We start from the raw sequence: 13,738 nt of genomic DNA, 5'->3' as shown, positions 1-13,738 counted from the left end.
CTCCGCGACGCATTTCCAGAGTGGCCAGTTCGACGCGGTACAAGACCTGAGAGATTGGCGGGGAGGCTTGCTCCTTCGGTGCCGACGGAGTCGGCTCTCCCGCGTCGCGTATGCGGCCCGGTATTCGGTTGTGGGATCACCCTAGCGCGGTGCTGCACGCCGGCGGGGGATCTCGATACGCCGCTGCGCGGCTACTCGATCAGCACGAGGGCGACGCCGCGCGGCCACTCGATCAGCACGAGGGCGCCGCTGCGCGCCTACGCGGTCCGCAGAGGCGCAGCGTCCGCCCTCCTTGCTGGTCGAGCAGCCGCGGGACGCGGCGTATCGAGACCCGCCGTCGCCCGGGTTTGGTGTTCGGGTCGGAGTGACACTAAGCTCGGCGCAGCACTTACAGTCAGTGCGACTCTTAGTAGGGATCCCCCATGGATGCAGCCGTACCGCAGCTCGCGGTCTCGACCGTCATCTTCGCGCTGCGCCCACATCCCGAGACCGGGGCGAGCACCGTCTGGATCCCGGTCGTCCGCCGGATCCGCGAGCCGTTCGAGGGCCTGTGGGCCCTGCCGGGCGGGCCGCTGGGCCCGGACGAGGACCTCGCCGAGGCCGCGCGTCGGACGCTCCGCGAGACCACCGGTCTCGCTCCGCGCTACCTCGAGCAGCTCTACGCCGTGGGCGGGCCCGACCGCTCCCCCGGCGAGCGCCGGGTCGTCTCGATCGTCTACTGGGCGCTCGTGCGCACCTCCGAGGCCGACGAGGCGATCGTGGGCGAGAACGTCACCTGGCTCTGCACCGATCTGCCGCTCGAGCTCGCCTTCGATCACGGGCTGATCGTCGACTACGCCCTGTGGCGCCTGCGCAACAAGATGGAGTACTCCCGCATCGCGCAGGCCTTCCTCGGCGGGACCTTCACCCTCGCCCAGCTGCGCGAGGTGCACGAGGCCGTCCTGCAGAAGCCCCTCGATCCGGCGAACTTCCGCCGCTCGATCGAGGCGTCCAAGACCGTGGTACCCACCGAGCAGCGTCTGGCGGGCACCCGCCACCGCCCTCCGCGGCTGTACCGCTACGACGAGTCCGTGGCACTCGTCGACAACGGGCCGCTGCCGGTCTGAGCACCGACCGGCACCGCCCGTCCGTCCGCACCATCCGAGGAGAGACACGTGACATCCGTCGACAGCACCATCCAGCTCATCGAGCGCGGAGCCCCGGGCGAGACCTGCGCCCCCGAGCTCGCGGACGCGCCCTGGTCGTTCGACCTCGGGTTCCCCGCCTACGGCCCCGGCGCGTCCCAGGCCGATCCGATCCCCGCCGAGGCGCCCGTCCAGGGCCGTCTCCCGGAGGAGTACACCGCGGCGAGCGCCGACGAGCTGCACCACCGCATCCTCGCCGCCAAGCGGACGCTCGGCGACCGCGTCGTCGTGCTCGGCCACTTCTACCAGCGCGACGAGGTGGTGCAGTACGCCGACTTCGTGGGCGACTCCTTCCAGCTCGCGAAGGCGGCGACCAGCCGTCCCGACGCCGAGGCGATCGTGTTCTGCGGCGTCCACTTCATGGCCGAGACCGCCGACATCCTGTCGCGGCCGGAGCAGGCCGTGATCCTGCCCAACCTCGCCGCCGGCTGCTCGATGGCCGACATGGCCGACATCGACTCCGTCGAGGACGCGTGGGCGGAGCTCACCGAGCTCTACGGCACCGAGCCGGACGCCGACGGGCGCGTGCCGCTCGTCCCCGTGACGTACATGAACTCGTCCGCCGCGCTGAAGGCCTTCTGCGGGCGCAACGGCGGAGTCGTCTGCACCTCCTCGAACGCCGCGACCGTCCTCGAGGACGCGTTCGCGCGCGGTCAGCGGGTGCTCTTCTTCCCCGACCAGCACCTGGGCCGCAACACGGCGAAGGCGATGGGCGTGCCGCTGGAGCGCATGCCGATGTGGAACCCGCGGAAGGCGCAGGGCGGCTCGGACGTGCAGACGCTCCTGGACGCGCAGGTGATCCTCTGGCACGGCTTCTGCTCGGTGCACAAGCGCTTCACCGTCGGGCAGATCGAGAAGGCGCGCGCCGAGCACCCCGGGGTCCGTGTGATCGTGCACCCCGAGTGCCCGATGGCGGTCGTCGACGCCGCCGACGAGTACGGCTCCACCGACTACATCGTGAAGGCGATCCAGGCCGCCCCCGCGGGCACGACCTTCGCGATCGGCACCGAGATCAACCTCGTGCAGCGCCTCGCCGCGCAGTACCCGCAGCACACGATCTTCTGCCTCGACGACGTCGTCTGCCCGTGCTCGACCATGTACCGCATCCACCCCGGCTACCTCGCCTGGGTGCTCGAGGGGCTCGTGGCCGGCACGGTCCTCAACCGCATCTCCGTCGACGAGTCGGTGCAGGCCGAGGCGAGGGTCGCGCTCGAGCGGATGCTCGCGGCCGTCCCGCCCGCCGGCCCGACGGCTCCGACGGCGGTCTGACGTGTCGCGCGTCGTCGTCGTGGGCAGCGGCATCGCGGGGCTCGTGACCGCCCTGCTCGCCTCCCGCCGGCACGAGGTGGTGCTGGTCACCAAGGGCGCGATCGAGGAGTCGAGCACGCGCTGGGCGCAGGGCGGGATCGCCGCGGTCACCGCGGCGGACGACTCCGTCGCCCTGCACGTCGAGGACACCCTCACCGCCGGAGCCGGGCTCTGCTCCCGCTCGGCCGTCGAGGTGCTCTGCTCCGAGGGTCCGGCCGCCGTGGCCGCCCTGCTGGCGTGGGGGGTCGCGTTCGACCGCGACGGCGAGGACCTCGCCCGCGGACTCGAGGCGGCGCACTCGCGCTCGCGGATCCTGCACGCGGGCGGCGACGCGACCGGCTCGGCGATCGAAGAGGCGCTGGTGCGCGCCGTGCGGGCCGCTCCCGTGACCGTGCTCGAGCGCACCGCGCTGGTCGATCTCGTCCGCCCGGGGCTCGCGGTGGTGGGCGTCGACGTGCTGCGCGGCGGAGCCGTCGAGCGGATCGACGCCGACGCGGTCGTCCTGGCGACCGGCGGCGCGGGCCGGCTGTTCAGCCACACCACGAACCCCGAGGTCGCCACCGGCGACGGTCTGGCCGCCGCCCTGCGCGCGGGAGCCGAGGCGGCGGACCTGGAGTTCTACCAGTTCCACCCCACCGCCCTCGCGCTGACCGGCGGCTTCCTCGTCTCGGAGGCCGTCCGCGGCGAGGGCGCGGTGCTGCGCGACGCGACCGGTGAGCGCTTCATGACCGCCGTGCACCCCGACGCCGAGCTCGCACCCCGCGACGTCGTCGCCCGGGCGATCGCCGAGCGGATGCGGCAGCAGGGCGGGCTCCCCGTGCACCTCGACGCCCGCCACCTCGACCCCGCGGTGCTCGCGAAGCGGTTCCCGAGCATTTCGGCCGCGTGCCGGGCGAACGGCCTCTCGCTCGCCGAGGACCTCGTGCCCGTGACGCCCGCCGCGCACTACTGGATGGGCGGCATCGCGACCGACCTCGACGGGCGGACGAGCCTCCCGGGCCTCTTCGCCGTCGGCGAGGTCGCCTGCACCGGAGTCCACGGTGCGAACCGGCTGGCGTCGAACAGCCTGCTCGAGGGCGTGGTGTTCGCCCGGCGGGTGGCGGAGGCCCTGGACGCGCCCGCCCCCGCGGCGTCGCCCTCGGCGGAACCCCGCCCCGTCACTCCGCTCTCCCTCGACCGCTCGGCGCTGCAGGCGGCGATGTGGGCGGGGGCCGGGGTGTCCCGCGACGCGCCGGGGCTCCTGGCGGCCCGGTCCGCGCTCGTCGGAGCCGCCGCTCCGCTCTCGCTCCGCACCCTCGAGGACGCGGACCTCGTCGAGTGCGGCCTGGCCCTGATCGACGCGGCCCTCGCGCGCTCCGAGTCCCGCGGCGCCCACCACCGCACCGACCACCCCCGAACCGAGGCGACCGCCTACCGCGTCGCCGGAAGAAGAAAGGTCGCCGTCCCGTGCTGACCCGTCAGAGCATCGAACGCCTCGTCACCCTCGCGCTGGAGGAGGACGCCCCCTGGGGCGACATCACGACCGAGACGCTGATCCCGGCCGACGCCACCGCCTCGGCGCGCCTGGTCGCGCGCGAGCCCGGCGTCTTCAGCGGCGGCGCGGTCCTCGTCGGCACGATGCTGCAGGCCGACTCCCGCATCCGCACGAGCGTCCTCGTCGAGGACGGGGCCCCGTTCGCCGCGGGCGCCCTCCTCGCCGAGATCTCCGGCCCCGCGGCCGGCGTGCTGCGCGGCGAGCGGGTCGCGCTCAACCTGGTGCAGCGGATGAGCGGCATCGCCACCCTGACCGCCCACTACGTGAAGGCGGTCGAGGGCACGCGGGCCCGGATCGTCGACACCCGCAAGACCACCCCCGGGCTCCGGGCGCTCGAGCGGCACGCGGTCCGCAGCGGCGGCGGACGCAACCACCGCTTCTCCCTGTCGGACGCGATCCTCGCGAAGGACAACCACCTCGCGATCCTCGCGCAGCGCGGGATCGACCTCACCGCCGCCCTCCGCTCCGCCCGCGCGGCCGTGCCGCACACCACGCACATCGAGGTCGAGGTCGACCGCTTCGACCAGATCGAGCCGGCGCTCGCGGGCGGGGCCGACACGATCATGCTCGACAACTTCACCCCGGAGCAGCTCGCCCAGGGCGTCGCGCTGATCGGCGGCCGCGCGGTGGTCGAGGCCAGCGGCGGCGTGAACCTCGACACGGTGCGCGCCATCGCCGAGTCCGGCGTCGACGTGATCTCGGTCGGTGCGCTGACCCACAGCGTCCGCTCGCTCGACCTGGGGCTCGACATCGAGGTCGAGGCTCCGCGTCCGTGATCTACCTCGATCACGCCGCCACATCGCCGGTGCGCCGCGAGGTGCTCGAGGCGATGTGGCCGTTCCTGACCGGCGAGTTCGGCAACCCGTCCAGCAGCCACTCGCTGGGCGACGCAGCGGCGCGCGCGCTCGAGCAGGCGCGCGGCCGCGTCGCCCGGTTCCTCGGCGGGCGCGCCTCCGAGACGCTCTTCACCTCGGGCGGCACGGAGTCGATCAACACCGCGGTGAAGGGCATCGCCCTCGGCGACCCGCGCGGGCGGAGGGTCGTGATCTCGGCGATCGAGCACGAGGCCACGGTGGAGTCGGCCGACTTCCTGCGCCGCGTGCACGGCTTCGAGGTCGCCGTCGCGCCGGTGGACTCCGGCGGACGCCTCGACCTGGAGGGGCTCGCCGGGCTCCTGACCCCGGAGACGGCACTGGTGTCGGTCATGGCGGCGAGCAACGAGATCGGCACGGTGCAGGACGTGCCGGCGATCGCCGCGCTCTGCCGGGGGCTGCGCATCCCGCTCCACGTCGATGCGGTGCAGGCGGCGGGCTGGATCGACCTGCCCTCGATGGGGGCCGACGCGGTGTCGATCTCCGGGCACAAGCTCGGCGCTCCGAAGGGCGTCGGCGCGCTGATGCTGCGCAGCCGCCTCCCGTTCGAGCCGCTGGTGCACGGCGGCGGGCAGGAGCGCTCGCGGCGCTCCGGGACCGAGAACGTGGCGTCCGCCGTCGCACTCGGCACGGCGGTCACGCTGCTCGATCCGACCCGGTCCGAGCGCGTCGCCGCCGTACGCGACGCGTTCGCCGAGCGCGTCGCCTCCCTCGTGCCGCGGGCGGTGCCGACGGGCTCCGCCGAGCACCGGCTGCCGTCGATCGCGTCCTACGTGGTGCCCGGACGCAGCGGCGAGTCGATCCTGCTGGCGCTGGAGGAGCGCGGAGTGGTCGTGTCGAGCGGCTCGGCCTGCGCGGCGGGCCGGGACGAGCCGTCCGAGGTGCTGCTGGCACTGGGGATTCCGCCCGCTGCCGCCCAGACCGCCGTGCGGTTCAGCTTCGGCGCGGAGTCGTCCGTCGAGGACGCCGAGCTGGCCGCCTCGGCGTTCGCCGAGGTCGCCGAGCGGCCCTGATCCGGGCGGATCCGCGACGGATGTCGCCGCATCGGGAATGTCGGGGGCACCTGAGAGAGTTCTGACACCTCGAGCCTCCGCATCCGGTTCCGACGGCGCCGCCGTGATGCGCACCCGCTCCCGAGCCCTTCGGGAGCCTTCACGACACGACGCACGACCGGAGAACCGCCTGTGACCGAGCGCACCCTTCCCGAGACGCGGGAGTCCGCCGCACCCCGAGACCGCACGCCGGCGCCGTCGGCCGTGCTCGACCCGCGCAGCCGCCTCGTCATCAGCCTGCTGCTGGTGTCGGCGTTCGTCGTGATCCTCAACGAGACGATCATGAGCGTGGCCCTGCCCGATCTCATGGCCGACTTCGGCGTCGAGGCGCACATCGGCCAGTGGCTGTCGACGGCGTTCATGCTGACGATGGCCGTCGTGATCCCGATCACCGGCTACCTGATCCAGCGCCTGCACACCCGCACCCTCTTCGCGGCCGCGATGTCGCTCTTCAGCCTCGGCACGCTCAGCGCCGCACTCGCCCCCACCTTCGAGGTGCTGCTGGCCGCCCGCGTCGTGCAGGCGAGCGGCACGGCGATCATGATGCCGCTGCTCATGACCACGGTGATGACCCTCGTCCCGCCGTCCATCCGGGGCCGGATGATGGGCAACATCTCGATCGTCATCTCCGTCGCGCCCGCCGTGGGCCCGACCATCTCCGGCGTCATCCTCAACTTCCTCAGCTGGCGCTGGATGTTCTGGATCGTCCTCCCCATCGCCGTCGGCGCGCTGCTCCTGGGCCTCCGCAAGGTCGAGAACGTGACGGAGCCGCGGAAGATCCCGATCGACGGTCTCTCGATCGTGCTCTCCGTGTTCGGCTTCGGCGGTCTCGTCTACGGTCTGAGCTCGCTCGGCGAGGGCGGCGAGGCCGTCGTCGCTCCGTGGGTCCCGTTCGTCGTCGCCGCGATCGGCCTCGCGGGCTTCATCGCGCGCCAGCTCTCGCTGCAGAAGACCGATCGCGCGCTCCTCGATCTCCGCACCTTCACCTCCGGCGGCTTCACGATCGCGATCGTGATGATGGCCGTGAGCATGTCGGCGCTCTTCGGCACCCTGATCCTCCTGCCGCTCTACACGCAGAACGTCCTGGGCCTGACCCCGCTCGAGACCGGCCTGCTGCTGCTCCCGGGCGGCCTCCTGATGGGTCTGCTCGCGCCGTTCGTCGGCCGCGGCTACGACCGCTTCGGCCCGCGCGTGCTCCTGGTGCCCGGCTCCGTCATCGTCGCCGGCGCGCTCTGGGGCTTCACCGCCCTCGACGAGAACTCGTCGACGTGGTTCATCCTCGCGCTGCACGTGGTCCTCAGCCTCGGACTCGCCTTCGTCTTCACTCCGCTGTTCACGGCGGGCCTGGGCTCCGTGAAGCCCCGGTTCTACTCGCACGGCAGCGCCATCATCGGCACCGTGCAGCAGCTCGGAGGCGCGGCGGGCACGGCGCTGTTCGTCACCGTGCTCTCGATCCAGTCGGCCGCACTCGCCCGCGAGGGCGCCGACCAGATCGCCGCGTCGGCGGGCGGCATCCACGCGGCGTTCGTCTGCGGTGCGTCCATCGCCACCCTCGCGATCGTCGCGGCGTTCTTCGTCCGTCGTCCGACGGAGTCCGACGCACCGATGCCCGTCGGTCACTGATCCGCCTCCCCCGCCGTGCCCGGCGGCCGCCCGCTCGCCGGGTCGGCTGCCGGGCACGACGTGTTCACCCGCCGGACACCCGGTGGTCCTACCGTGACGCCCCGGCCGTGGCGATCACTCCGCTCGGCCGGAACGGAGACCGGACGTGGAGACGACCCTCGAGCAGGACCACCTCGACGCCGGCGCCCTCGTGGCGCCGCCTCGGACGCTCATCGACGTCCTCCGGGAGACGGCACGACTGCACCCCGACGCGTCCGCGCTCGAGGACGCGGCCGGAGCACTCAGCTACCGGGAGCTCCTGGCCCGCGTCGTCGGGGCGGCCGGGGAGCTGACCGCGGCGGGCGTCCAGCGCGGCGACCGCGTCGGCGTCCGCATGCCGAGCGGATCGCGCGAGCTCTACCTGGCGATCCTGGCGATCCTCGCCGCCGGCGCGGCCTACGTGCCCGTCGACGCCGACGATCCCGAGGAGCGCGCGCAGCTGGTGTTCGGCGAGGCGCGCGTGCGGGGCGTCGTGACCGGATCCGGTCGCTTCGAGCGGATCGACGACGGTGTCGACGCACCGGCCCGCCTCTTCGCCCCCACGGCTCCGCACCCCAGCACCGCCTCGATCCCGCTGCTCCAGCCCCCCGCGCTCGAGGACGACGCGTGGATCATCTTCACCTCCGGCTCCACGGGCACCCCCAAGGGCGTCGCCGTCAGCCACCGCTCCGCCGCCGCCTTCGTCGACGCCGAGGCGCGCGTGTTCCTGCAGAAGGAGCCGCTGGGCCCCGGGGACCGCGTGCTCGCGGGGCTCTCGGTGGCGTTCGACGCCTCCTGCGAGGAGATGTGGCTGGCCTGGGGCCACGGAGCCTGCCTCGTGCCGGCTCCCCGGTCGCTCGTGCGCAGCGGCATGGACCTCGGCCCGTGGCTGACGACCCACGGCATCACCGTGGTCTCGACCGTGCCGACGCTCGCCGCGCTCTGGCCCGCCGAGTCGCTCGAGAACGTGCGCCTGCTCATCTTCGGCGGCGAGGCCTGCCCGCCGGAGCTCGCCGAGCGCCTGGCCGTCGACGGCCGCGAGGTGTGGAACACGTACGGGCCCACCGAGGCCACCGTCGTCGCGTGCGCGGCCCCGCTCGGCGGCCCGGGACCGGTGCGCATCGGCCTCCCGCTCGACGGCTGGCGGCTCGCGGTCGTCGACCCCGACGGCCACCGGGTCCAGGAGGGGGGCGTAGGCGAGCTCGTCATCGGCGGAGTCGGCCTCGCGCGCTATCTCGACGCCGCGAAGGACGCCGAGAAGTACGCCCCCGCGCCGCTGCTCGGCTGGGAGCGCGCCTACCGCTCCGGCGACCTCGTCCGCTACGAGGCCGAGGGCCTCGTCTTCCAGGGACGCGCCGACGACCAGGTCAAGCTCGGCGGCCGCCGCATCGAGCTCGGCGAGGTCGAGGCGGCGCTGCAGGGGCTCCCGGGCGTCTCCGGAGCGGCGGCGGCCGTCCGCACCACATCGGCCGGCAATCAGGTCCTGGTCGGCTACCTCGCCCTCGCCGCGGGACGACCACTCGACCGCGACGCCGCCCTGGCCCGCCTGCGCGAGGAGCTCCCGGCGGCGCTGGTGCCCCTTTTGGCCGTCGTCGACGAGCTGCCCACCCGCACGTCCGGCAAGGTCGACCGGGCGGCGCTGCCCTGGCCGCTCGAGGACGCCGGGCCGGCCGACGACGCGCTCGACCCCGAGACGGCGTGGCTCGCCGCACGCTGGCGCGAGGTGCTGGGCGTCCCCGTCGACGAGAGCGCCAACTTCTTCGACCTCGGCGGCGGCTCGCTGGCGGCCGCGCAGCTCGTCGCCCGGATCCGCGAGCGCGACCCGGAGTTCACCGTCGCCGACGTCTACGCCCACCCCCGTCTCGCCGCGATGGCGGCGGAGATCGCGAGCCGGGCGACCACCCTGGGCCCCGTGTCCGATCACCGCATCGCGCCCGTCCCCCGGCGGATGCAGGTGCTGCAGACCGTGCTCGGCGCGCCCCTCCTGATCCTCGGAGGAACGCGCTGGCTCGTCGCGCTGCTCACCGTCTGCTCCCTCCTCGACCTGCTCCCGGGCTTCGGGTTCCTGCCGACCGTCGAACTGCCGGTGCTCGTCGCTGCGTTCGTGCTGTTCTGCACGCCGTTCGGGCGGATGGGCCTCACGGTCGTCGCGGCCCGCCTGCTCCTGCGCGGCGTCCGCGCGGGCAACCACCCGCGCGGCGGAGGCGTCCACCTGCGGCTGTGGCTCGCCGAGCAGGTCGCGCACCAGCTCGGCGCCGTCAGCCTCGCCGGCGCGCCCTGGGTGTCCTACTACGCCCGCGCGCTGGGCGCCCGCATCGCCGACGACGTCGACCTGCACTCCCTGCCGCCGCTCACCGGCATGCTCACGCTGGGCCGGGGCGCGGCGATCGAGCCCGAGGTCGACCTCTCGGGCTACTGGATCGACGGCGACGTGGTGCGCATCGGCGCGGTGCGCGTCGGAGCCGGCAGCACCGTCGGCGCCCGCAGCACGCTCCTCCCCGGCGCGCGGATCGGCAAGAACGCGCAGATCGAGCCGGGCTCCGCCGTCTTCGGACGCGTGCCCGCCGGTCAGCGCTGGGGCGGCTCCCCCGCCCAGCGCCTGGGCAAGGCGAACACCGGCTTCCCCTCCGAGCGCCCGCCGAAGGCGACCGGGTGGGTCTGGGCCTACGGACTGGCGGCGGTGGGGCTCGCGGCCGTTCCGATCCTCTCCTTCGGCGCGGGGGTCGGCGTGATCGCCGTCGCCGTGCAGGGCTCCCCCACCCTGGGCGACGCCGTCGGGCGCGCGCTCGCCGCGCTGGTCCCCGCCGTCGCCGTCACGGGAGCCGCCCTCGCGGGTCTCGTGGTGCTCCTCGTCCGCCTGCTCGGCCGGGGCGTGGTGCCGGGCACCCACGCGGTCCGCGGTCGGATCGGCTGGCAGGTCTGGTCGACGGAGCGCCTGCTCGACCAGGCCCGGACGCTGCTCTTCCCCCTCTACTCCGGTCTCTTCACCCCGGTCTGGCTCCGGATGCTCGGTGCGCGCGTCGGCCGCGACGTGGAGGCGTCGACCGTGCTCCTCCTGCCCGCGATGACGACGATCCGCGACGGGGCGTTCCTCGCCGACGACACCCTCGTCGCCTCCTACACCCTCGGCCGCGGCTGGATGCGGCTCGCCCGCGCCGAGATCGGCGAGCGCGCGTTCCTCGGCAACTCCGGCATGGCCGCACCGGGGCACACGGTGCCGGCGGGCGGTCTCGTCGCGGTGCTCTCCTCCGCCCCGCGCAAGTCCAAGCCGGGGTCCTCCTGGCTCGGCTCGCCGCCCGTGCGACTGCGGCGCACCGTCATCGAGGCGGAGTCGGCGCGCACCTTCCGCCCGCCGGCGCGGCTGCGGGTCGCGCGCATCGTCTGGGAGCTGTTCCGCTTCGTCCCCGTCGTCGTCTCGGTCGCGCTCGGCTTCGGCGTCGTCGTCGCTCTCCTCGCGCTGGTCGAGTCCTTCGGTGCACTCGTGACGGCGCTGCTCAGCGGAGTCGTCCTGCTGATCGCCGGTGCGGTCGCCGCCGCCGTCTCCACCGCGGCGAAGTGGCTCCTGATCCGACGCGTGCGCGCGGGCGATCATCCGCTCTGGTCGTCCTTCATCTGGCGCAGCGAGCTCGCCGACACGTTCACCGAGATGGTCGCGGCCCCCTGGTTCGCCCACGCGGCGGCGGGGACCCCTGCGCTGGTCTGGTGGCTCCGGAGCCTCGGCGCCCGCATCGGGCGGGGCGTCTGGTGCGAGAGCTACTGGCTCCCCGAGGCGGATCTGGTGGATCTGGGCGACGGAGCGGCCGTCAACCGCGGGTGCGTCGTGCAGACCCACCTGTTCCATGATCGAATCATGAGCATGGATGCCGTGAGCCTGGACACCGGAGCGACCCTAGGACCGCACAGCGTGATCCTGCCGGCCGCCCGCATCGCCGCACACGGCACCGTCGGCCCCTCCTCGCTCGTCATGCGCGGCGAGCTCGTGCCGGCGGGGAGCCGCTGGAGCGGCAATCCGATCGGCCCGTGGCGCGAGGTGCGCGTCGCCGACTACCACGCGCCCGTCGCGTGAGCCCGGCCCAGCTCGGACTCGAGACCGCCGGCGACACCTATGTCCCCGGGATCGGCAACGGCGGCTACCGGGTCGAGTCCTACGAGCTCGAGCTCGACTACCGCGTGTCGAGCAACCGCCTCGCCGCGCGCGCCCTGATCCGCGCGGTCGCCCTCCAGCCGCTGCGCCGCTTCAGCCTCGACCTCAGCCGGCTCAGGGTCGGCCGGGTCCGGGTCGACGGACGCCGCGCTCAGCACGCGCAGACGCCGCACAAGCTCCGCGTCACCCCCGAGACCCTGCTGCGCCCCGGCGAGCCGTTCGTCGTCGAGGTCGAGTACAGCGGGCATCCCGGACCGCGCGGGAGCCACTGGGGCGAGCTCGGCTGGGAGGAGCTCACCGACGGCGTGCTCGTGGCCTCGCAGCCGACCGGTGCGTCCACCTGGTTCCCCTGCAACGACGACCCGGCCGACAAGGCCGCGTATCTCGTCCGCGTCACGGCCGAGGAGGGCTACACGGTCGTGGCGAACGGCGTCCTGGTGGAATCGAGCGCCCGGTCGGGCAGGCGGACCTGGGTCTACGAGCAGCGCGAGCCGACGGCGACCTACCTCGCGTCGGTGCAGATCGGGCGCTACGCCCTCGAGGATCTCGTGCTCGCCGGAGTGCCCGTGACGATCGCCCGTCCGGCCGCGCTCGCCACGCGCACCCGCCACGACTTCGCCCGGCTCGGCGCGATGCTCGAGCTCTTCGTGCGCCTCTTCGGCCCCTACCCGTTCGCGCGCTACTCCGTGGTCGTCACCGCCGATGTGCTCGAGATCCCGCTCGAGGCGCAGGCCATGGCGGTGTTCGGCGCGAACCACGTCGACGGCCGCGGCGGCTCGGAGCGGCTGATCGCCCACGAGCTCGCGCACCAGTGGTTCGGCAACAGCGTCGGCGTCGCCCGCTGGCGGCACATCTGGCTCAACGAGGGCTTCGCCTGCTACGCCGAGTGGCTCTGGTCGGAGCACGCGAGGGGGCCCTCCGCCGACTCCCTCGCCCGGCGCCACCACGCTCTGCTGCGGGCGCAGCCGGAGGACCTCGTCCTCGCCGATCCCGGTCCCGTGTCGCTCTTCGACGACCGGGTCTACAAGCGCGGTGCGCTCACACTGCACGCTCTGCGGCTGAGGGTCGGCGACGACGCGTTCTTCGCCCTCGTGCGCGAGTGGACCCGGCGCTTCGCCTCCGCCGCTGTCACCGACGAGGACTTCCGCGAGCTCTGCACCGAGCTGCTCGGCGACCCGGTCGACGAGCTGCTCGACGCGTGGCTGCTGGACGAGGAGCTGCCGGAGCTACCGGCCCGGTGAGACGAGAGAGTCGGCGAGCGCGTCGGAGTGCTCCCGGCGCCAGCCGATGATGGGGCCGGTGCCGCGGCCGAGCACCGGACCGAGTGCGACGCTGACGCGGAACGCCGGGTCGAGCCGCGGCTCGGCGAGGCGGAACCGGACGCCGTCGAGGCGCGCCTCGGCGGCGATCCGCGACTCGTGGATGAGGACGCGGTGCGGATCGACCTCGAGGCCGCGCCCGTCGGCCTTCAGCACCGCCTCGATCCGGGTCCAGTGCAGGATCGGATCGGCGGGCCGCGCCGCGCCGACCCAGAACGGCGCCCCGGCGACCTGCGTGATCTGCGCGCTGCGCTCCGCCGACCCGGCCGCCGGCTCGATGTCGACCCCGACCGTCCCCGCGGTGCTGGCCGCGACGACGACAGCTCCCGCGCAGTGCGCGATGCTGACCGACAGTGCCGCGAGGAGCGGATCCGCTCCCTCCAGCCGCGGACGCCCGTGCGGACCGGAGCAGCCGGCGCAGGTCGCGACCACGTCGATCGCGGCCGCGTCGCCGCCGGTGAGCTCGGCCGCGAGCATCCGCAGCAGCACGCGCCCGAAGACGAAGCGCTCGGCGACGGACGCGGCCGGAGTGCCGGCGTAGCGCTCGCGCTCCGCTGCGGTCAGCAGCGGGAGCAGCCGCTCCGCGTCCAGGCTCTGCTCGTCGAGTGAGAGCCAGCGCAGATGCACTCCGGGCAGGTCGTGCCCGGAGTCCCTCGTGGCCGCCCCCGGCGTCGTCCCCCGCAT

At 74.0% G+C, this 13,738-nt stretch carries 9 protein-coding genes and 1 riboswitch; of the genes, 8 read left to right on the top strand and 1 reads right to left on the bottom strand.

Going from position 1 to position 13,738, the window contains the following annotated elements:
- Window positions 1–25 precede the first annotated feature (25 nt).
- Window positions 26–112, bottom strand: a riboswitch (glycine riboswitch).
- 310 nt (window positions 113–422) lie between these two features.
- From NB037_RS01245 to NB037_RS01210, 8 genes are all read left to right on the top strand, one after another.
- Entirely contained in the window at window positions 423–1,106 is a 684-nt protein-coding gene (locus tag NB037_RS01245; protein WP_251942877.1) for an NUDIX hydrolase, read from the top strand.
- A 48-nt stretch (window positions 1,107–1,154) separates the two neighbouring features.
- Window positions 1,155–2,453, top strand: a complete 1,299-nt coding sequence (nadA, locus tag NB037_RS01240) for a quinolinate synthase NadA (RefSeq protein ID WP_251942874.1) — start codon at window positions 1,155–1,157, stop codon at window positions 2,451–2,453.
- A gap of 1 nt (window position 2,454) precedes the next feature.
- Window positions 2,455–3,945 carry an L-aspartate oxidase gene (nadB, locus tag NB037_RS01235; RefSeq protein ID WP_251942873.1) on the top strand — a complete coding sequence of 497 codons (1,491 nt, stop codon included), beginning with the start codon at window positions 2,455–2,457 and terminating at the stop codon, window positions 3,943–3,945.
- A complete protein-coding gene (nadC, locus tag NB037_RS01230; RefSeq protein WP_251942871.1) occupies window positions 3,939–4,802 on the top strand; it encodes a carboxylating nicotinate-nucleotide diphosphorylase in 864 nt (287 codons plus the stop codon). Before nadB ends, nadC begins: the two co-directional genes overlap by 7 nt.
- A complete protein-coding gene (locus NB037_RS01225) occupies window positions 4,799–5,911 on the top strand; it encodes a cysteine desulfurase family protein (RefSeq protein WP_251942869.1) in 1,113 nt (370 codons plus the stop codon). The genes nadC and NB037_RS01225 overlap by 4 nt, the downstream gene beginning before the upstream one ends.
- A 171-nt stretch (window positions 5,912–6,082) precedes the next feature.
- Complete coding sequence (locus tag NB037_RS01220; protein WP_372490668.1) at window positions 6,083–7,573, top strand: DHA2 family efflux MFS transporter permease subunit; 1,491 nt, start codon at window positions 6,083–6,085, stop codon at window positions 7,571–7,573.
- A gap of 145 nt (window positions 7,574–7,718) precedes the next feature.
- Window positions 7,719–11,657, top strand: coding sequence for a Pls/PosA family non-ribosomal peptide synthetase (locus NB037_RS01215; protein WP_251942867.1), 3,939 nt, complete (start codon window positions 7,719–7,721; stop codon window positions 11,655–11,657).
- Window positions 11,654–12,976, top strand: a complete 1,323-nt coding sequence (locus NB037_RS01210) for a M1 family metallopeptidase (RefSeq protein WP_251942865.1) — start codon at window positions 11,654–11,656, stop codon at window positions 12,974–12,976. Before NB037_RS01215 ends, NB037_RS01210 begins: the two co-directional genes overlap by 4 nt.
- On the opposite strand, the gene NB037_RS01205 is transcribed toward NB037_RS01210, so the two are convergent.
- Window positions 12,962–13,738 (bottom strand): 4'-phosphopantetheinyl transferase family protein, encoded by a 777-nt coding sequence (locus tag NB037_RS01205; protein WP_251942863.1) that lies wholly within the window; start codon window positions 13,736–13,738, stop codon window positions 12,962–12,964. The two genes, NB037_RS01210 and NB037_RS01205, sit on opposite strands and share 15 nt — an antisense overlap.

It is taken from the genome of Rathayibacter rubneri (assembly GCF_023743255.1).
Classification (GTDB): domain Bacteria; phylum Actinomycetota; class Actinomycetes; order Actinomycetales; family Microbacteriaceae; genus Rathayibacter; species Rathayibacter rubneri.
This window is presented reverse-complemented; position numbering and strand designations above follow the sequence as displayed.

What these genes read in the sequence shown, in the direction of transcription:
- NB037_RS01205 (WP_251942863.1), bottom strand. Translation starts at nt 13,738, where the DNA reads ATGCGGGGGACGACGCCGGGGGCGGCCACGAGGGACTCCGGGCACGAC.
- NB037_RS01245 (WP_251942877.1), top strand. Translation starts at nt 423, where the DNA reads ATGGATGCAGCCGTACCGCAGCTCGCGGTCTCGACCGTCATCTTCGCG.